Here is a 20114-nt window from a genome sequence, read left to right as displayed (position 1 = left end):
AACTATGGCCTACCATAAGCTTACGCTATAGCAGGCCACCAGAGATCATTTATTTATACCCAAACCTCTTGGGCTGTTTCAATTACGAGACGTATTTTATCCCACTGTTCTTCCTCAGTTAGGATATTTCCTTCCTCGGTGGAAGCAAATCCACATTGAGGACTTAAGCAAAGCTTCTCAATATCAACATATTGTGCCGCTTCTTCAATACGCGCTTTAAGCTGTTCTTTGCTCTCAAGACCACCATGTTTCGTAGTTACTAGTCCCAATACCACAAATTGATCTTTAATAAAACGTAAGGGTTCAAAATCACCCGCCCGCTCATTATCATATTCCAAGAAGAAAGCATCCACTTTAGTATTCGAAAAAAGCTCTTCAGCCACAGGCTCATAACCACCAGCAGCGAACCAAGTGGAGCGAAAATTCCCTCGGCATACGTGAAGCGCGATTGTCATATCATCCGGACGATTGGCAATACTCTCATTGATCAGCCTAACGTAATCCTTAGCCAATTGATCTGGATCTGTACCTCTACTTCGTAAATGTGCTCGATGTCTGCCACTGCACAGCGTTCCCCAAGTTGTATCGTCTAACTGAAGGTAGCGGCAGCCCGCATCATAAAACGCTTGGATTGCAGTACGGTAAACAGCAATAATATCTTGGAATAGGGTTTCCTGATCCGGGTAAACCTCATTCCCGTTAAACTCCTCCACAAAGTGAAATAAAGCAGGTGAAGGGATCGTCATTTTCGGAATTCGGTCTCCAGCCATTTGCTTCAGAGCGATAAATTGCTCGATCATCGGATGATCTTCAAAGGCAATTCGGTCCACAATTCGAAAAGATTCCGCGCGCTGAGCCGCTTCCGCTCTTCCTTGATTTAAGTTAATCTTCTCCGTCCCTTTAATCCCTACAAAGAAATCAAGATGCCACCAGGAACGGCGAAATTCGCCATCTGTAACCGCCAATAAGCCTACTTCTTTTTGTAGTTCCAGTAGGTTGGTGATTTCAAGATTCTCTATTTCATGAAGCTGACTGCCCGTGATTTCACCATTGTCATATTGGAGGCGGGCCGCTTTAATCTCATCCGTTCGTAAGAAGCTGCCAACGATATCGTAGCGAAAGGGTGGAGCATTTCTCTGGGTGCCAATTACGGGTCTAATCATACCGATCCTCCTACTGCTATAGTAAAAAATGATTTAGATCAAAATAACTTCCTGAAACCAGGTCATTCAAAATCTCAATATACTTAGATGCCATTACACTCGGTCTGCGATCTTTATGCGCTATCCAGCCAACCGTAAATACTTCATTGCTCTCAAAAGGGATCGTCTTCAGTCCATCTCCATTTAGATCAGATGCCAGAATTCCTGTGCCTACCGTATAGCAATCTGTACCCATTAATAAATTGGTCAGTGTCGCCCGGTCATTCACCTTAATATTCTTCTCAATTTGTGAAAAGCTTAACATTTCCTCCGAGAAATGCAGTGAATTGTTCTCACCCTGTTCAAAAGTAATATAAGGGAACGGCACAATATCATTCTGTGTAATGACTTCCTTATGAGCAAGCGGATGTCCGGTTCGAACATAAAGATGTGGATCGGTATTAAAGAGTGGTGTGAATTTCAGATTACCATCACTAAACAGCTTATTCATATGCTTATAGTTACTCTCGTTAATATAAAGAATTCCTAAATCACTACGCAAGGTACGTACATCTTCGATAATCTCGTAGGTTTGCGTCTCTCTTAAGCTAAAATTGTATTCTGAGACGTCATTGTGCTTCATGAGATTTACAAAGGCGTCAACCACAAAAGCGTAGTGCTGCGTGGAGATGGAAAAATAGATCGGACTGCGTTTTTTCCCCGTATAACGATTCTCCATAAGCTCTGTCTGTTCAATGATTTGGCGGGCATAACCCAGGAATTCCATTCCCTCAACGGAAATACTGATTCCACGGTTAGTTCGCTCAAAGATCGTAATCCCCAGTTCACTTTCTAACTCTTTAATGGCATTGGACAGGCTCGGTTGAGAAACAAAGAGCTTCTTTGCTGCCTCATTCATGGAGCCACTATTTGCAATTTCGATAGCGTAGCGGAGTTGTTGCAACGTCACTCCTATTCCCCCTGTTCCAGACCTGTTAGTTCTGTATTCTGTTTCATGCTAGGTGATATCGTAGCATATTTTCATATGGCAATCCAAGATAATCCTTATCTTATTTACTGCTTAAGAGTGCTTTAGCGTGTACGCTTCTTAGCAGCATCAATTTTGGAGGGGTCAAGCCCCTTCCAAATATTCGGCATATCAATCTGCTCTGGGTGCTCAAATACCAGAAAAGCCGTAGGCAAGTATCGTTCCCCATACTGAGAGGATGGTTTGTTCATAATCTCGTTGTCTTTTACCAGCACAGTAGAAGAACCTCCATCCAAATTGGCAGCAATCACTGCTCCATGCTTAAGAAGGATTTGCTGCACATCGTATAGATTTGCCCCAATACTATAAGTGGGCTGTCTTCCATCAATAATAACAAATATAATCGCTCCGTCAGCTCGCTGGCCCATCGCTGTTCTTGGTGCAATTCCCCAACCTTCAGCCGCGTTCTTAATCAATCCTTTTCCATTGACGATTAGACGGGGACTAAAAGTTACTGCCTCCTGAACACCCATTTTATTGATCTCGTCTAAAGTATAATTTCCAGCAACCATCTTCCCTTGTTTATCAAGACCTACGATTTGCGTGGATTTCTTGCCACCGAGACCGTTGTAATATAACTTACCTTGTGAGATCACAATGCCGATAGGTTTAAACCCGTTACCTTTCCAGTTGGGATCAGCGAATCCGCCACCGTTAACGCCCGCAATAGCACCTGTACGCTTCACCATGCTAGTTACTTTCTCACCTGATCCTACCTTATCTGGAATTCCCAAACGGACTTTAGTAGGATCATTAACGATCATGACATATCCGGAATATCCACTACCTGAGACATTTTCTATCTCGACCAGTGGTTTCTCTTTTACTTCTGGTTCAGGAGTGATGGTATGTGTGTCCTTTTCGACCCCCATCTCTTCAAATTGGGCACTATATTCAGTCACTCTGTTCTTTAATCCGTCCTCACCAATAATATATTTAGCCATGTAGCGGTGCTGTGTTGTAATCAGTGTATCAGCGATTGAATAGCGCAGATTTTTAGCCGAAGGTGCAAAGTAAAACCAACCGCCTCCAGCAATCAACAAAATTAAGCAGAATAAAAACACTTTGGATAGTGTTCGGAAAAAGCTCCGTTTCTTACGTTTTTTTGTTGGCTTCTTTTTGCGTACGGTGGAACGTTGAGGTAATGATGAAGTGCTCACTTCTTTTTTCCTCCCTGACTATTACGGAATTTGAAAATAAATGTCTAACTTTATCATAGACGATAAATTTTATGAAAAGTTACTATTAAGTAACAACCTAAAACAAATAAGTAACCTCCTAAAACAAAACAAGCAGGTTTCGGATAACCCGGAAACCTGCTCATCTTCAAACTTTTTAGTGTCTACCCGCTCCGCCACCACTGCTAGCGCTACCTCCACCACCAGATGATCCGCCACCGCCGGAATAACCTCCTCCACCTGATGAACCTCTATCATCGTCAGAGTAACTACTGCTGGAAGAGCTTGAAGAGCTTGAAGAGCTTGAAGAATGTCTTCCTGCACCTCCGCCACTGCTGGAACCTCCACCACCATGGTTCTCGTTACTTGAGGAATAACGTCCTGCACCACCACCTCTAGTAGATCCTCCTCCTCCACTGTTTCCCCAGAAGCTTGACTGTGAGTTATTTGATGATGTGTTTCTATGATGATGATGTTGACGTTGATTATAACGTCTGTGCCAACGTCTACCATAACCGTAATCTGCTTGACCGTACCAATTCCCATATCGACGTATATTTCTTGGGCTATACGGATTAAATGGCAAACCGTACATTTCAATATATTTATTGCGACGTGAAAGACCATATCCGAACAGTATGAGCGGAGCAAATATCAATAAGTAAATTAGAAGACCTTTGCCTACACTAACACTGGTCTCCTTTGCTGAAGTGGTTGTAGAGGAAGAATTGGATGCAGTAGTGCCTCCACTATTTCCAGTAGTTCCTGTAGCTCCCGTCGCTCCAACGGAATGATCTGCTCTTGCCAACAAGAAACTGTACAAAGCATTGGAAGTCGCCGTAGCTCCCGTTCCGTAATCTTTTTTCACAAATTGGGGCTCAAGTACGGTATTCAAAATATTACTGATTGCATCGTTAGTTAGAACCTTGTCGATGTCCTTCCCTTGCAGAACATGATAGTTGTCTCCACCAATGTCTAGTACGAGCATGACATCCTTAGGGCCAGCAGCAACAGAGGCAAACTTCATGTAAGTATAATCCTGAAGTGTTTTATCTCCTGCGTTCTTAACAGTAACCACATAAATCCCACTACCAGTTGTAGTTTTATATCTATTGCTAGATTCGTTCAAATAATCCTTTGTCACTTTTTTGAGTACACCGGCATTATCGGATACATAGTTTTTGGTGCCGACATTTTCCACCCAGGTCCCACCCATAGCTTGAATAAAAGCGCCATAAGTTTTACGTGCACCATTACTATAAGTTTTAGCTGCAAAATCCGGCTCAAGATATTGAGAGAGAATTTCTTTAATCTTACTGTTAGGTAACGTGTCCTCAATACCCTTACCTTGTACCGCCCAGTAGTCATCATCTTTTATAGAAAGCAGCAATAGAAGCCCGTTATTCTTATCCGCAGCGCCTACGCCCCAGCTATTGAATAGAGAAGTTGCATACTCTTCCATCGAAACTCCATTTGTAGAATCGACTGTCACCACTACGACTTGAGCGCCCGTATCCTGATGTAATCGAATCCCATAGTTCACCATGTAATTCTCAGCTTTTTCGTCGATCACATTCGCAAAATCATTCACATAAAATGACCCAGTATGCTTAGGTACAGCTGTCTTGGCTGAAGTTAAAACCGGAAGAAGCAAAACACTTAACATCAGGGTGGCAAGTGTGGTAAGAAGCATTTTTCTAAAAATTCTGTAGTTCATATGTACCTCCTGCTCTATCATAATCTCTTTTATTTATCGGTTACGCATGGCTTAAGCAATAGTTCCATTTATTTCTAATCTATAAATTTTACTGTTAATTAAGATACAGCCGCCTATAACTGAAAAATCTTACATAATAAGATCAACATGCTGATATTTAGATATAGCAATTATAATAATAATGATAATCACCAAGTTAATAAGTATCGCTATCAAAAATTCTGATAATTTATTTTGATCTCTACGGAATAATAATCGATTTATCTGAAATCCTAATGATATCCCTTCACCAATTAAATTGATTGGTAAATCTATAAACGAATAAAGTCCTATTACTAAGAGTAATTCCCAAAGCAACTGCCCAACAAAAAAAGAGAAGATTACGATACCAATATGTATTAAAGGCCACATTAAAATGATTGTACTGAACACGAATGTCCCTTCAATTAAAAATCCAAGCATTATTCCAACACTAATCAACAAACAAAGAAAACTCAAAGAAGACCCAAAGGGAACAGCCCCGTGGCTGAATAATTTCCCATCGAATTTATCAAATACATCAACACCATATATAAAACAAGCTATAGTTAGAATGATCAGAAGAATAAACTGAGAAACTTTAATCCCAATTAATCTATTCATATTCTTTCTCCTCTATCTTCCTGATCCAGAAAAAACAATCCACTTCTTAATTCCACTAATCCATTTGTACTTATTTTACAATCGTGAAATCTTTCTCACTCTCATTAAGAGGCAGATCACTCATAGTTACTTTCTTTACAGATGCCCGTTTCAATGATTTCATGCAATGAACTAGAAAAGAGATTCGCTGCTCTTCTCCTTGTACTTCTACCTCTACACTTCCGTCGTTTAAATTTTTTACCCTACCCGTTAATTTCATTCTTTCAGCAATCGTATATATTTCCAAGCGGAATCCTATCTTTTGAACTCTACCCGAGAAAACCACTTTCTTTCTAACGACAGGGCTTGAAGGAAAATCCAGTAACTGAATACGATTTGCATGCCAAATCACATAATTATTTCTAACTTTTTTAAACACATTCACACGTTTCATACTCCTTTTTTAGAACTACTAGGATTTATGCTATATTGTACCATAGCCGTTGGTAAAATAAGGGGCTGAATTGATCACTCTTCAATTACTAAATACACAAAAAGACTCAGCATTCCGCTGAGCCTCCTTGTTTGTTTTAACCTCAGTACTAGAAAAGAAAATACTCCGGATCTGCACCCATCCGATGGGTTTGATTTAATTCGTTAATTCTAGCCACTTCTTCTGCAATATCGTAGGTCAAACCAATTTATTCGTTAAAATCAAACAGAGTAGTTGTTAAATAACGTTCACCAGTATCCGGCAAAATCACCACAATCGTCTTCCCTTTATTTTCTGGACGTTTAGCAATTTCTGTAGCTGTATATACCGCGGCGCCAGACGAGATCCCTACTAGTAATCCCTCGGTCTTGGCAATTTCACGCGCTACATTAAATGCGTCTTTATTCTTCACCTGAAAAATCTCATCAACAACCTCTTTATTGTAAATCTCCGGAATGAAGTTAGCCCCAATCCCCTGAATTCCATGCGCACTTGGCCGGCCACCAGATAATACCGGTGAATCAAACGGTTCGATAGCGACGATCTGTACCGAAGGGTTCTTAGCCTTCAAAGCTTCCCCAACCCCTGATATGGTGCCTCCAGAACCAACACCCGCAATAAAAATATCTACATTTCCATCAGTATCCCGCCAAATTTCCTCTGCAGTTGTCGTTCTGTGAATTTCAGGGTTAGCTGGGTTGCTGAACTGTTGTGGAATGAATGCATGTGGAATTTCCGCTGCCAATTCCTCCGCCTTTTTCAGAGCACCGCTCATTCCTTCAGCTCCAGGTGTTAATACAAGCTTAGCACCAAGTGCAGCCATTACCTTACGGCGTTCAATACTGAATGTATCCGGAAGTACGATAATCAACGGGTACCCAAGGCTGGTCGCAGCCATTGCAAGGCCAATGCCGGTATTGCCACTTGTTGGCTCAATAATTACAGAATCTTTATGAATTAAGCCTTTATCCTCAGCATCTTTGATCATCGCATAACCTATACGATCCTTGACGCTACCTCCAGGATTAAAAGACTCTAACTTGGCAAGGATTTTCGCTTCAACGTTCTGAGATTTACTATATTTCGAAATTTCCAATAACGGTGTATTACCAATCAAATCTGTTACGCTGTTATATATATTAGCCATAATAATCTCCTCATTTCATATTCCCCCATCAACTTACTTAGTATTAAGTCTAACAGGATTTAGAGGATTTTCAACCTGTCGTACTACGTTTAACCGAAACACTAGACTCTCTCACAATCAAACGCGGATCAAGCTGCACCCTTTGGTAGTCACCCGTAATATTATCCTGAATACGTTGCAAAAGAAGCTGCGTAGCTAATCGAGCTACTTCATTTCCCATAATCGAAACCGAACTAATTTGCGGACTTGAAATCGTAGTCCATGCGTTATTATCCACCCCTACCACTGCCACATCATCAGGAACACGAACGCCTAACTCTTTAAACCGGTTTACGATCCCTATAGCGACCATGTCATTCACTGCATATATTGCATCTGGCATATGGGTCAGGCTATAGAAATAATCTGCAGCTTGTACCCCCGTTTGCAAGGAGAAATCCTCTCCAAAATAAACCAAAGAAATATCCACTTGATTTAACGCCTGCTGATAAGCAAGATAACGATCCTCAATGAGATCCTTCTGTGCACCAGCGTAAGCAATTCTAGTTCGACCAATACTGGTTAGATGTTCCATTATAAGCTGGCCTTCCAAACGTGACAGGCTAACGATATCTGCTTTCACATTCTCTGTAATTCGCTTCCCGTAGTTAATGATGGAGACAGGAACACTCGTTTTATTGATTAGCTCTACCATAGTCTTCGGATAAGCAAGAGGCATGATAATGAGTCCATCGACATGTAATTTTTTGATCTCACGAATCGTTTCGAGCTCTGTCCGTGGATTTCCGGAAGTATTAATCTGAATGACTCGATAACCGTCCTGTTTAGCGGCTTGCTCCACGGACCAGGCGATATCTGGAATAATGGCATTTCGAATGTCGGGAACGGCTAAAGCAATTTGCTTCGTTTGGCGAATCTTCAGACTTTGTGCAGAGGTATTAGGTGTAAAACCCATCTCCTCAATCACTTGCAGCACTAATGCTTTAGTCTTGGCACTAATTCCCTCTGAATTATTGATCGCTCTTGAAACCGTAGCAATACCTACTCCCGCTCGTTTCGCCACATCCTCTATGGTTACTTTATTTTTATTAGCCACGCTGATAGTCCCCTCATTTTCGGAATCGTTTCCGTAATCATAGCTATTATTATATTTATCCGGCTAATTTAAGCCGCTTTTCGAATGTCTATATTATAACATAAATATGCTTACAAAAGCACTTAAAGCAAGTAGAACTAATCCAATTAATCCTGCTATCACTAGATTTAGGTGAAAAATTTCACTAATTTTCGATATTTATTTTTTAGTATTTAAATTTGACAATATGAAAATTATGTGACATATTTGTTCTCGGAAACGTTTCCTCTTTTCCAGGATAAAATACACTATTTATTATCAATTAATTAATCTAGGAGATGAATGATATGCAAGCATTAAGATGGCATAACGTCAAAGATCTACGGTTAGAAACGATTGAAGAACCAGCAGCCCTTGCAGGAAAAGTGAAAATCAAAATAGAATGGTGCGGGATTTGTGGTAGCGATCTTCACGAATATGTTGCCGGTCCTATTTTTATTCCCCAAGGTACAGATCATCCCCTTACTGGTGAAAAAGCGCCAGTCGTAATGGGACATGAATTCTCTGGACAAATCGTTGAAGTAGGTCAAGGCGTTAGCAAGTTTAATGTTGGTGATCGAGTTGTCGTTGAACCAGTCTTTGCATGTGGTGAATGTGTAGCTTGCCGACAAGGCAAATACAATCTTTGTGAAAAAATGGGCTTCCTAGGTTTGGCTGGAGGCGGCGGTGGATTCTCAGAATACGTTGCAGCAGACCAACATATGGTCCACAAAATTCCTGACAGCTTGTCCTATGAGCAAGGCGCTCTAGTAGAACCTTCTGCTGTTGCTCTACATGCTGTTCGTTCCAGTCAATTAAAGGTTGGAGATAAAGCTGTAGTATTCGGCGCTGGCCCAATCGGTTTGCTCGTGATTGAAGCTTTGAAAGCTTCCGGTGCAGCAGAAATCTATGTTGTTGAACTCTCAGAAGAACGTAAGACTAAAGCCGAAGAGCTTGGTGGGATTGTAATCGATCCTAAACAGTATGATGTAGTTGAAGAAATTCAAAAGCGTACTGATGGCGGTGTGGATGTTGCTTTTGAAGTCACAGGTGTCCCTCCCGTTCTAACACAAGCTATCAACTCCACTAAATTGAGTGGTCAAATCATGATCGTTAGTATTTTTGAAAAAGATGCTACGATTACTCCAAACAACATCGTGCTTAAAGAACGTAATTTAACTGGTATTATCGGATACCGTGATGTATTCCCGGCAGTAATTAGTCTCATGGAACAAGGTTACTTCCCTGCGGACAAGCTGGTGACTAAGCGAATCCAATTGAACGAAGTGATTGAACATGGGTTCGAGGCGCTTTTGAAAGAAAAAAATCAAGTGAAAATTCTTGTAAGTCCTAAACAATAACCATAAGCAGCCAAGTGGCTGATCTATAGAACAAGAGTCCTTCTCCTTAAGAGAGGGACTCTTGGCTTCTTTTATATAATTATGAGTACTTCTCATTTAATAAATAGTGCAGATTCTCTTTTACCGATGGCCATTCTTTATCCAAAATACTAAAGACAACATTATCATGAATCGAACCATCAGATCTGATTCTATGTTGGCGCAGAACCCCTTCTTTTACAGCCCCTAATCGTTCTACTGCTCTTTGTGACCTCAAGTTAGTCTTCACCACTGTAAATTCTACACGAATCAATTTTAGCTCTTCAAAACAATAGTGAAGCAGTAATGACTTAGCCTCGGTGTTCACACTAGTTCTCCAATATTCAGGAGAGACCCACGTACATCCGATCTCAGCATTACGATGAACCAAATCCGGATGCATTATACGAGTAGTCCCGACGATTTGTCCAGAAGCTTGTTCAATGATGACGAAGGGAATTTGCGATCCATTTTTTTGATTCGTGAATGCGGTTGTGATTAAATCGTGCACCTGCTCGTCCGACGTTATTTTTCGCCAAGTAAATTCCCATATATCGGGATTTCTTAATACTCTCGCTAGCCCTTCTACATGACTTTCATCCATTGGAACCAGCTTGATTGTAGTGCCCTCCAAGATTGAATGACGAGGTTGGCTCATTTCGCACACCGCTCTCTTAATGATATATGTTGGATGATATCCGCAATTTCTTCTACTCGATAAGCGATATGATCTGCCCCAGCATTCTCCAGTTCTTCTTTAGGTCCGTAACCAAACGTAACACCGATAGATTCTACTCCACAACCTATAGCTCCGATAATATCATGCTCTCGGTCCCCAATCATCACAGCTTCCTCCGGAAGAATAGCATTCTGATCGAGTACGTACTGGATCACGTCTTTCTTTTTAGAACGGGTGCCATCTAGATTACTACCACCGATATGCTCAAAATAATGATCTAGTTTATAATGCGCAAGAATTTGTTCTGCAAAAACAGTAGGCTTGGAGGTGGCTACATACAATGAATATCCTTTATTCTTAAGGTCTTCCAGCAATTGCGGTATACCCTCAATCACCATATTCTCAAGCATCCCAACAGTGCTATAACGCTCACGGTAGAACACAACTGCTTGTCGTGCTTGTTCTTCTGAGAACTGATGCAGCTCAATAAATGAATCATAAAGAGGTGGGCCTATGTAAGGAAGAAGCATATCCAAATGCTCGATCTGAATATCAAATTTGTTCAATGCGTATTCTACGCTTTTTGTTATCCCTTCTTTAGGGTCTGTTAATGTACCATCCAAATCAAATAAGATACTTTGTAGTCCTCTTCCCACTGCTGTCTTGCTCCCCTCAATTGTTATTAATGGATGTATTTATAATACCTTCGTTTCAAGATACTTTCCACATACTTCTCACATATAAAAACATAAAAAAAGCAGATCAAGGCTAGCCCTTGGTCTGCTTTTCTAATAGGACGCGATAGTTATCCCGCACTTTGAACAGAAATCACACTACGCTTCTTGCGCAACAATAACATAAGTGGTAATCCAAACAACACAATGATTGAGCCGACTACAAATACATCATTTACCCCCATCGTAAACGATAGTAATCGTATCGAATCTGTATTACCTGCACCTGAACTGATCAATTCTTTAGAATGCAGTAAGGATCTTGTGGACAAAATAGACGTGAACACCGCAATCCCAAGTGAGCTTAACACATTCCGAACCCAGTTGTTGATCGATGTAGCATGACCTGACCATTCGACTGGAATTTCCTCCATAGACGCCGTGCTGCTCGGAACGTTAGCTAATCCAATTCCTAGATTGCGAACGACCATCGCCCACATAATGAAGCTGTAAGAAACGTTCGTATGCAGCCGACTCATCATGAATAAACCGATAAAAATAAATAAAATACCTGCAGAAATTAACTTCACAGGCCCAAACCTCGGATACAACTTACCCACGATTGGACTAAGCAAAGCAAGAAGAATCGAAGATGGCAATAAAATAAGCCCCGTTTTAAGCGTTGTTGCTCCTTCTACCGTTTGTAAGAACAATGGAGTTAGATAGGTTCCAGCATACATTGCTATTGTCACCAAACTATAGATACTAAGCATGGCTGTAAAGCGGCGATTTCGGAAGACACGCAGATTCAGCAGTGGTACTTCCGTCTTCAGCTCGTGCAAGACGAAGAAAACTAGCAGAACGATCCCCACAAGTATTAATGACAAGGTTCTCCATGAACTCCATCCCCAGCTGTTGCCTTGGCTAAATGCGGTTAACAAAGATAAACTCCCCAGTACAACGGTAAGGAAGCCAGGAATATCAAATGATTTCGGAACATTCATTCGATAGTATGGAATTAACGTTACGGTAAGAATAATAGCTATAAATCCAATGGGAATGTTAATTAAAAATAACCAATGCCAGCTAGCATACTGAAGTAACCATCCGCTAAATGTCGGACCAATGGCTGGAGCAACCATCGCGGACAGCGACCATAAGCTCACAGCGAAAGGTCTGCGTTCTGCTGGAATCACTTGGAATATAATCGTCATCGTACAGGCCATAATCAGCCCGCTGCAAGAGCCCTGAAGCATTCGAAATACAATCAGAGAGGTTGGATTCCAAGCTATTGCACAGAGTAAGGAGAACATGGTGAATCCCATCAAAGCGAATAGATACAGTCGCTTATAGCTGAATCTGCCTCCCAGATATCCGGCAAGTGGTGCAGTTACTCCCGTAGCCAGCATAAAACCTGTAACCATCCATTGCATAGTGTTCAGGTTCGAATGGAAATGATTCATTAAAAGAGGAACAGCTATGTTGATGGTCGTTGTACTTAAGACAGAGACGAAGTTTCCGAAGAATATGGCAATCATAATAGGCCAAAAATGAATTTTACTTTCTTGTTTAACGTCCACGCTACCTCTCCTTATCTTTTTTATATGTCTACTTTTACATATATAATTTAACTTAAATAATGTTATAATCATATTGAATATATGTCAATGATGACATATCCCTAAAAATCACAAAAATAACGGATATATAATAACTGGAGGGCTTCAGAGTAATGAATACACTGTCTTATGGACTTCTTACTTTACTTAGTGCTAACTCGTTGTCTGGATATGAATTAACACAGAATATCAAACCGTTATGGCGAGCAGGACATAGTCAAATCTACCCTCTTCTAATGAGCATGGAGCAGCAAGGTTACATTTCATATCAGCTAATTGAGCAGTCGGATAAGCCGGATAAAAAGGAATACTCCATTACGGAAGCTGGACTTGAGCAATTGCGGAGATGGGTGGAAACTCCAGCTGAGCCTCCAGTTCTACGGGACGAGCTACATTTTAAGCTGTATAGTCTATGGCTCTCCAAACCCGAGGAGGCAAAAGAACTTCTACAAAAACGAGCGGAGTTTTGTAAAAGCGAGCTAGAACGATACAAGGTCTTGCTGAAAGCTAACGAAGTCTTACGTGATGAACGAGGAGAGACTCGTGAATTAAAAGCAACGACTTTTGGACGCTATTTACTCATTCGGAAACGAGTGCTGGATATGGAGAGCTCTATACAATTTTGCGAATGGGCGCTTGAAGAGCTTGAGCCGACAGAATAGCTTAGCTGATTGCAAGTAAAAAGAGACTTCACGTAAGCACGCGAAGTCTCTTTTGGCTCTTACTTTTCGGTTTTTGGTAATTTTGGCAGTTGTACCTCGCAACGGGTCCCAACTCCCGGCTGACTTGTAATTTGAATCTTACCGCCATGTAATTCTACAAGCTTTTTAACAATGGATAGTCCAAGACCTGTACCCCCATATTGCCTGGATCGTGATTTCTCAACTCTGTAGAATCGCTCAAAGACATAAGGCAGTTCTTCCTCAGGGATGCCTATTCCGGTATCTTCTACAATAAATACAGCAGAACCCTCATCAACCTCCTCATTCACATGGACAGTAATCTCACCTTCATCCGTATAACGGATCGAATTCTCTAGAAGATTCATCATAATCTGTTCCATACGTTTTTCATCTCCACGAAATCTATACGAATCTCCATGATACGTAATCTTCAGCTGAAGTCCCTTTTCTTTGGCTTTCAATTCCACTCTGCGTACCGCTTGTTCTGCCATTTGCTTAAGATCTATCCAGTCCAGCGTAAGTGTGATTTTACCTTCCTCCATCTTTGCCAGTTCAAATAAATCTTCTACCAGATGCTCAAGCCGATACGCTTCCTCGTGAATAATATCCAAATACAGATCTCGTTCCCCTTCGGTCTCATAAAGTCTATCCTTTACGACCTTGGTGTATCCCTTCAAATAGGTGATGGGTGTTCGCAGTTCATGAGAAATATTGGCTAGAAATTCCTGACGCGTATCCCTGTATCTTTGCAGATCTACAGCAAGGTCGTTAATAGCCCCCGCCAAAAATCCGATCTCATCGTTGCTCCGTATGGAAAGTCTCGTTTCCAATTCACCGGCAGCGATTTTTCGTGTCGCCTTCTGCATCTTAATCAGCGGCCTTGATAACAGCAAGCTAATTATTCCCGTAATCCCTAGTGCCAATATAAAAGCCCCAATCCCTGCGAGCAGCAGTAGGTTACGGATAGAAGCCAAAGATTGCTTCATGTTCTCTGTAGAGGACATTACATAGAGTGCAGACTGAATGGTGTGACCATCTGAAATTGGTTTTCCAGTGATGAAATATCTATGTCCTGTAGGATCTTTATACTCAAAATTCACACTTTTCCCGGAAAAAATCCGACTAATATCCGAAGCATTTATAAATGAACGATCTGCGCGGTCATGAACACCCGAATGAAGAATAACACTACCGTCTTTTGAGATATTAAAAATACTTACGTCCGAAAACTCTGCAAAAGTACTCATCATCTCCTCGTTTGAACTATCCGGCGATTCAGCCATTCCGATAAAATGTGAGGTTAGCTCCTCGGTTTCTTTTTGCATCTCGTTGTAATAAAAGCTGGTAAACATTCGGTCTATCGTAATCCCAAGAATAAGCAAAACAACTAAAAAAACAGACATAATGACTGACCCGAGCTTCAGTCCGATAATATTATTCTTCATAGATGATTACTTGGGATCTCAAATTTATAACCTAACCCCCATACCGTTTGAACAGGATTATAAGACAGGCCAGCCTTATGTAGTTTCTCGCGAATGTTCTTAATATGTGTGTCGATGACACGGTTCTCACCTTCGTAATCATTACCCCATAAACGCTCCACTAGCTCTTCTCTCGTAAAGACACGGTGAGCATTTTGCGCCAAGGCCGTTAACAGATCAAATTCCTTGAGTGTAAATTCAACTGCTGTATCCAGAATATGTACCTCACGAGCATCCGGGTAAATCGCTAGCTCAGGGTAGCTCAGAACCTTTTTCAGAGGTGGCTGGGTCGATGTAAGCATTGAACGCCGTACCAAAGAATAAATTCTTGCCACTAATTCCTCCGGCTCGAACGGTTTGGTGAGATAGTCATCCGCTCCTATACCAAGACCACGTACCTTATCTTTGGTTTCCGAGCGAGCTGTTAACATTAGAACGGGGACAGAGCTAACCTCTCTAACGGCTTTACAAACCTGCCAGCCATCCATATCTGGCATCATCACATCCAGCAGGATTAGATCAAAGTTCTGTTGTTTCAGCAAAGTGAGTGCCTCATGTCCCGTTGACGCTTCTCTAGTCATCATTCCTTCTTTCGTTAAATAAATCCGAATTAAATTCCGCATGTTCCATTCATCGTCAACGATCAGTACCTGAAGCTTATTCAAGTTGTTCACCCTCTTCGTGGCCTAGTGACCGGAATGTGGATTGCCTCCTGCAGCCGGTGAGATTTCCAGCATATCATCGATTTCGCTTTGGGCACTCTCTTTTATTGCATTGATGTCACCAGTTAACCAAGCATGGTTATACGGTCCTTCCGCTGGTGAATCTTGAAATTTAGGTTGAAGGCTCATCATATATTCCATCACGGAATCTGGCAACCCGTCTTTTTCCGTAAAAATAAGCGGTGCATGTTTCCCTAAATGTGAAAAAGGAGCAGCGGCAATCGCCAGCATCGTTGAGTCAGTTGTCAACAAAGACAAGTTATGTCCAGGCGTAGTTATGCCCCAGCCGAATCCGTTGCTAGCGTCCTTAAAAGTAGCAAAAGCAATAGCATTCTCATAAGCGTCTTTTCCAGCTATACGGGTTACTGTACCGAATTCCTGTAATTGCTTTTCTACTGCTGTAGATACAATGTCTTCTGGTCCTAAGATATAAATCGTAGCCGAACCTCCACGCTCTTTCAAAGCATCAACCGTAGGCGCTGGAATTTCATCTTTTGTTACATAGAGTAGCGGTTCAGGCATATGAGCGATCCAGTTCACTGCAGGTAGCGTGTATTCAGGACTATCCATAGAACCGACGATAACAGCCTTTGGAAGCTCACCAGAAGCTTTTGCGTAATAAGTATCAATGGCTTGAGCTACAGCTCCCGGCTCGTCCCCTTTAATTTGGTCTACTTTTAGATCCAGTGTCTTTAATTGTTCTTCGACATTGGAAGCCATGGGACCGACGAGCACTACTTGTACACCATTATTACCTTCTGCGCCTAAGGGATTCAATCGCTTTAGCTCTGCTAACGTCGCTTCGGGAACACCGTCTTTCGTTGTAAACAAAATGGGACCATTATTCGGATGATGGATCAAATCCGCACTAACCGCGGCAATCTGCCAATTGCTCACATCCGTTAACACTACACTTGAAGGTCTGTTGTTCTTCGTTTGTGCGGTCCATAGGGTTTGTGAGACGATAACTACTGCCTCAATAGGGTCAGAAGTGTTAACACGTGTTGTGTTTTTTGTTGCGATCCAGGGTTGATTCAGTGATGATGTGACAGCTTGCTTATCTGATTCAGCTGGGGCTTTATTGCTCGATTGGCAGCCAGCTAACACTGCACTCAGTAGCAAGGTTACAGTAAGTATGGGTATGATTTTTTTCATCCTAAACCCTCCATTTTGAATATCTCGCTTGATTTAGAGTAGTTTAGTCTATAAATGTGTAGAAAGTATGTAGAATTTAAAATATATAAAATTTGTGTATGATACAAAAAGAGCACCCGTAAGCCACGAACGACTTAGGAATGCTCTTATTCCATTTAGAGATTACCAGTGTTTAGCGATGAAGGAATCCCGTCCGGATTGCTCACGATCCTCTTTGTAATGCTTAGGGTTCTTGTGATGATAGTCCTGATGATACTCTTCCGCTCGATAAAAGGTTGGCGCCGGAAGGATTTCCGTCACGACGGGTCCTGAGAATCTGCCACTAACAGCAACCTGCTCCTTCGAAGCAAGGGCCGCTAAACGTTGTTCTTCGTTATAATAAAAGATAGCCGTCCGATATTGTGTTCCTCTATCCTGAAATTGTCCCCCATCATCCGTGGGATCAATCTGAGGCCAATATAATTCAAGCAGCTTCTCGTATGAAAATAGCACCGGATCAAACGTAATTTGTACCACCTCGTAATGTCCTGTTGTTCCTGTTTTGACTTCTTCGTATGTTGGGTTCTCCGTTAATCCTCCAGCATATCCCGATACAATCCCTTGGATACCTGGTAGCTCCTCAAACGGTGTAACCATGCACCAAAAGCATCCACCTGCAAACATTGCCTGTTCCATATGTTCAAGTCTCTCCCTATCCATCATCATCTAGTAAATAACATATGCTATGACGATAATGCTTCCAGGTTATAAAGTCAAAGGAAATCATCCATTTATGTTCGAATTCAACGCTTTAAGGGGTTATAATATAAAAATAACGGAATTAGAAAGGAATAACCTATGAATAAAAATCGCTTGGGTCAGTCTGATTTGTATGTAAGTGAAGTAGGACTCGGGTGCATGTCCTTAGGTACGGATGAGGCAAATGCCGTTTCCATTGTCCATGAAGCGCTCGATCAAGGCATTAACTTTTTAGATACAGCCGATCTGTATGATGAGGGTCATAATGAAGAGATCATTGGTAAGGCGATTCGCCACCGCCGTGAAGATGTAATATTGAGTACAAAAGTGGGTAACCGCAGAATTCCGGGTCAAGAAGGCTGGAGCTGGGATCCATCAAAATCCTATATTAAATCCGCAGTCAAAGACAGTCTAAGACGGCTCCAAACCGATTATATCGATCTGTATCAGCTGCATGGCGGGACGATTGATGATCCGATGGATGAGACCATAGAAGCCTTTGAAGAACTTAAACAAGAGGGGCTAATCCGATATTATGGGATCTCTTCTATTCGACCTAATGTTATTAGAGAATATGTGAAAAAATCAAACATAATCAGTGTAATGAGCCAATACAGTATTTTAGATCAACGTCCTGAGGAAGAAGTTCTCCCCCTGTTGGCCGAGCATGGAATCAGTCTTATTGCCCGGGGACCTTTGGCGGGTGGCATCCTTTCGGAGAATGGCCGCAGCAAGGCAGAGAAAAAGTACTTAGATTACGGTAGTGAGGAACTTCTGAAGTTGCACGATCAGCTTGTGCAGGGAACGAGTCACTCTCGCCCCCTAGCACAAACGGCACTTCATTATCCTCTAGCTAATCCATCTGTAGCGGTTATCATCCCAGGAGCGAGCAGCATGGAGCAATTGAAGAACAATGTAGCGGCTGCTAAGGCAGCCCCATTAACTTCGAAGGAAATCGAAATCATTCGAGAGTTGAGTAAAGCGAACCGCTACACACTACACCTTTAGAGGTAGTTCATCATTTATAAAATTAAAGAGCGCCAGTGAAGTAAACTGTACCCTATCGAGTAGACACTTTTAAAAAGTCTCTCGGTAGGGTATTTTTGTTTATAAAGAAGAAGATAGGGAAGAGGAATGGTATGAGCAAGAAAATATTTACAGATAAAGTGATCAAGCAGTTATCTAACAATCCGAATGTGAGGTCCGTATCTTCAAAGGCAATTACATATACGGATGCGTTTAAGCAATTGTTTATCTCAGAGAATAATAAGGGGAAGCCGCCGAGAGAAATATTTGAAGTATGTGGTTTTGACGTAACTGTCATTGGGCTCCAAAGAGTCGAATCCTCAGCAAAGAGATGGCGTGCGAGTTACCAAGAGAACGGAATCTTAGGTTTGCAGGATACAAGAAGCCACGCCTCAGGAAGACCCCTTAAACGGGAGCTAACGCTCGAAGAGAAGTATGCCAAGCTAGAAGCTCAGAATGCTTTGCTGCGAGGGGAGAATGAACTGTTAAAAAAGATTCGTTTCATGGAAAGGAGGCAAAACAAAGGATAGTACTTTCATCTAGCCAGAAATTTGTCCTTATTCATACCATCATCGAGAAATATCAACTCTCCCGTTTGGTCAACTATTTATGTAAAGTATCCGGGGTTTCCAGGAGTGGATATTACAGGTATTGGTCTTCCGAAGCAAAGCAAAAGAGAATCCAGAAGAAACAGCAAGATGAGCAACTAAGAGAAGTCATTCTAAAAGCTTTTCATTTCAAAAGACGAAAGAAAGGTGCCCGATCCATCAAGATGACATTGGAGGGCCAGTTTAAGGTGATCTACAATTTGAAAAGGATTAGGAGGATTATGAAGAAATACAGCATTGTATGCCCCTTTAGGAGGGCCAATCCCTATAAACGGATGATGAAGGCTACTCAGGAGCATAGGGTCGTTCCTAACCTGCTGAACCGGGAGTTTAAGCAGAACATTCCAGGTAAGGTGTTACTGACGGATATCACTTATTTATTTTACGGATCGGGTAAAAAAGCCTATTTATCCACAATCAAAGATAGTTCAACCAATGAGATCTTGGCATATCACGTGTCAGATCGAATCACAATGGATCTTGCGACAGATACTCTCCTAAAGCTTAAGAAAAACCAAAGGTTTAAAAGAGCTGATGGTGCCTTCATTCACTCTGATCAGGGATCTCATTATACACATCCTTATTTTCAAAAAATGGTTAAGAAAATGAAATTGAAACAATCTATGTCTAGGCGGGGAAACTGCTGGGATAACGCCCCACAAGAATCTTTTTTTGGTCATTTTAAAGATCAAGCTTCCATTAAGCCTTGTTTGACTTTGATTGAGTTAAAACAGGAGATTAAGGATTACATGACCTACTATAACCACTACAGGTATCAATGGGATTTAAAAAAGATGACCCCTGTTCAATACAGAGATCATCTTCTTCAATCTGCCTAGACTTTTTTTAAATGTCCTTTACATAGGGTACAGTTTAAAGTAACTGAC

General features: G+C 41.5%; 19 protein-coding genes. 4 read left to right on the top strand and 15 right to left on the bottom strand.

What is annotated here, in order from left to right; translation table 11 throughout:
• Positions 1-53 precede the first annotated feature (53 nt).
• The 8 genes from QNH28_RS13925 to QNH28_RS13890 form a co-directional block, all read right to left on the bottom strand.
• The gene (locus QNH28_RS13925) at positions 54-1163 is read right to left on the bottom strand and encodes a 5-methyltetrahydropteroyltriglutamate--homocysteine S-methyltransferase (RefSeq protein WP_283911875.1); all 1110 of its coding nucleotides are present in this window, start codon (positions 1161-1163) and stop codon (positions 54-56) included.
• Positions 1164-1179: 16 nt separating this feature from the next.
• Positions 1180-2112 carry a LysR family transcriptional regulator gene (locus QNH28_RS13920; RefSeq protein WP_283911874.1) on the bottom strand — a complete coding sequence of 311 codons (933 nt, stop codon included), beginning with the start codon at positions 2110-2112 and terminating at the stop codon, positions 1180-1182.
• Between the two features lie 122 nt (positions 2113-2234).
• A complete protein-coding gene (locus QNH28_RS13915) occupies positions 2235-3350 on the bottom strand; it encodes a phosphodiester glycosidase family protein (protein ID WP_283911873.1) in 1116 nt (371 codons plus the stop codon).
• Positions 3351-3525: 175 nt separating this feature from the next.
• Positions 3526-5085: a TPM domain-containing protein gene (locus QNH28_RS13910; protein WP_283911872.1), complete on the bottom strand. Its 1560-nt coding sequence runs from the start codon at positions 5083-5085 to the stop codon at positions 3526-3528.
• A gap of 129 nt (positions 5086-5214) precedes the next feature.
• Positions 5215-5727: a hypothetical protein gene (locus QNH28_RS13905; protein ID WP_283911871.1), complete on the bottom strand. Its 513-nt coding sequence runs from the start codon at positions 5725-5727 to the stop codon at positions 5215-5217.
• A 70-nt stretch (positions 5728-5797) separates the two neighbouring features.
• The gene (locus tag QNH28_RS13900; RefSeq protein WP_283911870.1) at positions 5798-6160 is read right to left on the bottom strand and encodes an acylphosphatase; all 363 of its coding nucleotides are present in this window, start codon (positions 6158-6160) and stop codon (positions 5798-5800) included.
• A gap of 247 nt (positions 6161-6407) precedes the next feature.
• Positions 6408-7346 (bottom strand): cysteine synthase A, encoded by a 939-nt coding sequence (gene cysK / locus QNH28_RS13895; RefSeq protein WP_283911869.1) that lies wholly within the window; start codon positions 7344-7346, stop codon positions 6408-6410.
• 70 nt (positions 7347-7416) lie between these two features.
• Positions 7417-8442: a LacI family DNA-binding transcriptional regulator gene (locus QNH28_RS13890; protein ID WP_283911868.1), complete on the bottom strand. Its 1026-nt coding sequence runs from the start codon at positions 8440-8442 to the stop codon at positions 7417-7419.
• A gap of 326 nt (positions 8443-8768) precedes the next feature.
• Here QNH28_RS13890 and QNH28_RS13885 point away from each other — a divergent pair, with 326 nt between their 5' ends.
• The gene (locus QNH28_RS13885) at positions 8769-9821 is read left to right on the top strand and encodes a 2,3-butanediol dehydrogenase (protein WP_283911867.1); all 1053 of its coding nucleotides are present in this window, start codon (positions 8769-8771) and stop codon (positions 9819-9821) included.
• A gap of 79 nt (positions 9822-9900) precedes the next feature.
• Here the strand turns inward: QNH28_RS13885 and QNH28_RS13880 are convergent, their stop codons facing one another.
• From QNH28_RS13880 to QNH28_RS13870, 3 genes are all read right to left on the bottom strand, one after another.
• A complete protein-coding gene (locus QNH28_RS13880; protein WP_283911866.1) occupies positions 9901-10497 on the bottom strand; it encodes a GNAT family N-acetyltransferase in 597 nt (198 codons plus the stop codon).
• Complete coding sequence (locus QNH28_RS13875; protein WP_283911865.1) at positions 10494-11174, bottom strand: HAD family hydrolase; 681 nt, start codon at positions 11172-11174, stop codon at positions 10494-10496. Before QNH28_RS13875 ends, QNH28_RS13880 begins: the two co-directional genes overlap by 4 nt.
• Before the next feature lie 149 nt (positions 11175-11323).
• A complete protein-coding gene (locus tag QNH28_RS13870) occupies positions 11324-12772 on the bottom strand; it encodes an MDR family MFS transporter (protein ID WP_283911864.1) in 1449 nt (482 codons plus the stop codon).
• A 152-nt stretch (positions 12773-12924) separates the two neighbouring features.
• Between QNH28_RS13870 and QNH28_RS13865 the strand changes: the two genes are divergently transcribed.
• A complete protein-coding gene (locus QNH28_RS13865; RefSeq protein WP_283911863.1) occupies positions 12925-13473 on the top strand; it encodes a PadR family transcriptional regulator in 549 nt (182 codons plus the stop codon).
• 59 nt (positions 13474-13532) lie between these two features.
• On the opposite strand, the gene QNH28_RS13860 is transcribed toward QNH28_RS13865, so the two are convergent.
• From QNH28_RS13860 to msrA, 4 genes are all read right to left on the bottom strand, one after another.
• Positions 13533-14939: a sensor histidine kinase gene (locus QNH28_RS13860; protein WP_283911862.1), complete on the bottom strand. Its 1407-nt coding sequence runs from the start codon at positions 14937-14939 to the stop codon at positions 13533-13535.
• Positions 14936-15643 (bottom strand): response regulator transcription factor, encoded by a 708-nt coding sequence (locus QNH28_RS13855; protein ID WP_283911861.1) that lies wholly within the window; start codon positions 15641-15643, stop codon positions 14936-14938. Before QNH28_RS13855 ends, QNH28_RS13860 begins: the two co-directional genes overlap by 4 nt.
• A 21-nt stretch (positions 15644-15664) precedes the next feature.
• Positions 15665-16855 (bottom strand): cell wall-binding repeat-containing protein, encoded by a 1191-nt coding sequence (locus QNH28_RS13850; RefSeq protein ID WP_283911860.1) that lies wholly within the window; start codon positions 16853-16855, stop codon positions 15665-15667.
• Between the two features lie 162 nt (positions 16856-17017).
• A complete protein-coding gene (msrA, locus tag QNH28_RS13845) occupies positions 17018-17530 on the bottom strand; it encodes a peptide-methionine (S)-S-oxide reductase MsrA (RefSeq protein ID WP_283911859.1) in 513 nt (170 codons plus the stop codon).
• Between the two features lie 162 nt (positions 17531-17692).
• Here msrA and QNH28_RS13840 point away from each other — a divergent pair, with 162 nt between their 5' ends.
• On the top strand, positions 17693-18601 hold the full coding sequence (locus QNH28_RS13840; RefSeq protein ID WP_283911858.1) for an aldo/keto reductase: 909 nt from the start codon (positions 17693-17695) through the stop codon (positions 18599-18601).
• A 131-nt stretch (positions 18602-18732) separates the two neighbouring features.
• Positions 18733-20066 (top strand): IS3 family transposase gene (locus QNH28_RS13835; protein WP_481858369.1). Its coding sequence is split into 2 segments (ribosomal slippage): positions 18733-19119 and positions 19122-20066, totalling 1332 coding nucleotides; the frame shifts between segments, so codons are not numbered across the junction.
• The last annotated feature ends 48 nt before the right edge of the window (positions 20067-20114 follow it).

Source organism: Paenibacillus sp. G2S3 (genome assembly GCF_030123105.1).
Lineage (GTDB): Bacteria > Bacillota > Bacilli > Paenibacillales > Paenibacillaceae > Paenibacillus_AQ.
Note: the sequence above shows the minus strand (reverse complement) of the source record. Positions and strands in the feature narration are given on the sequence as shown.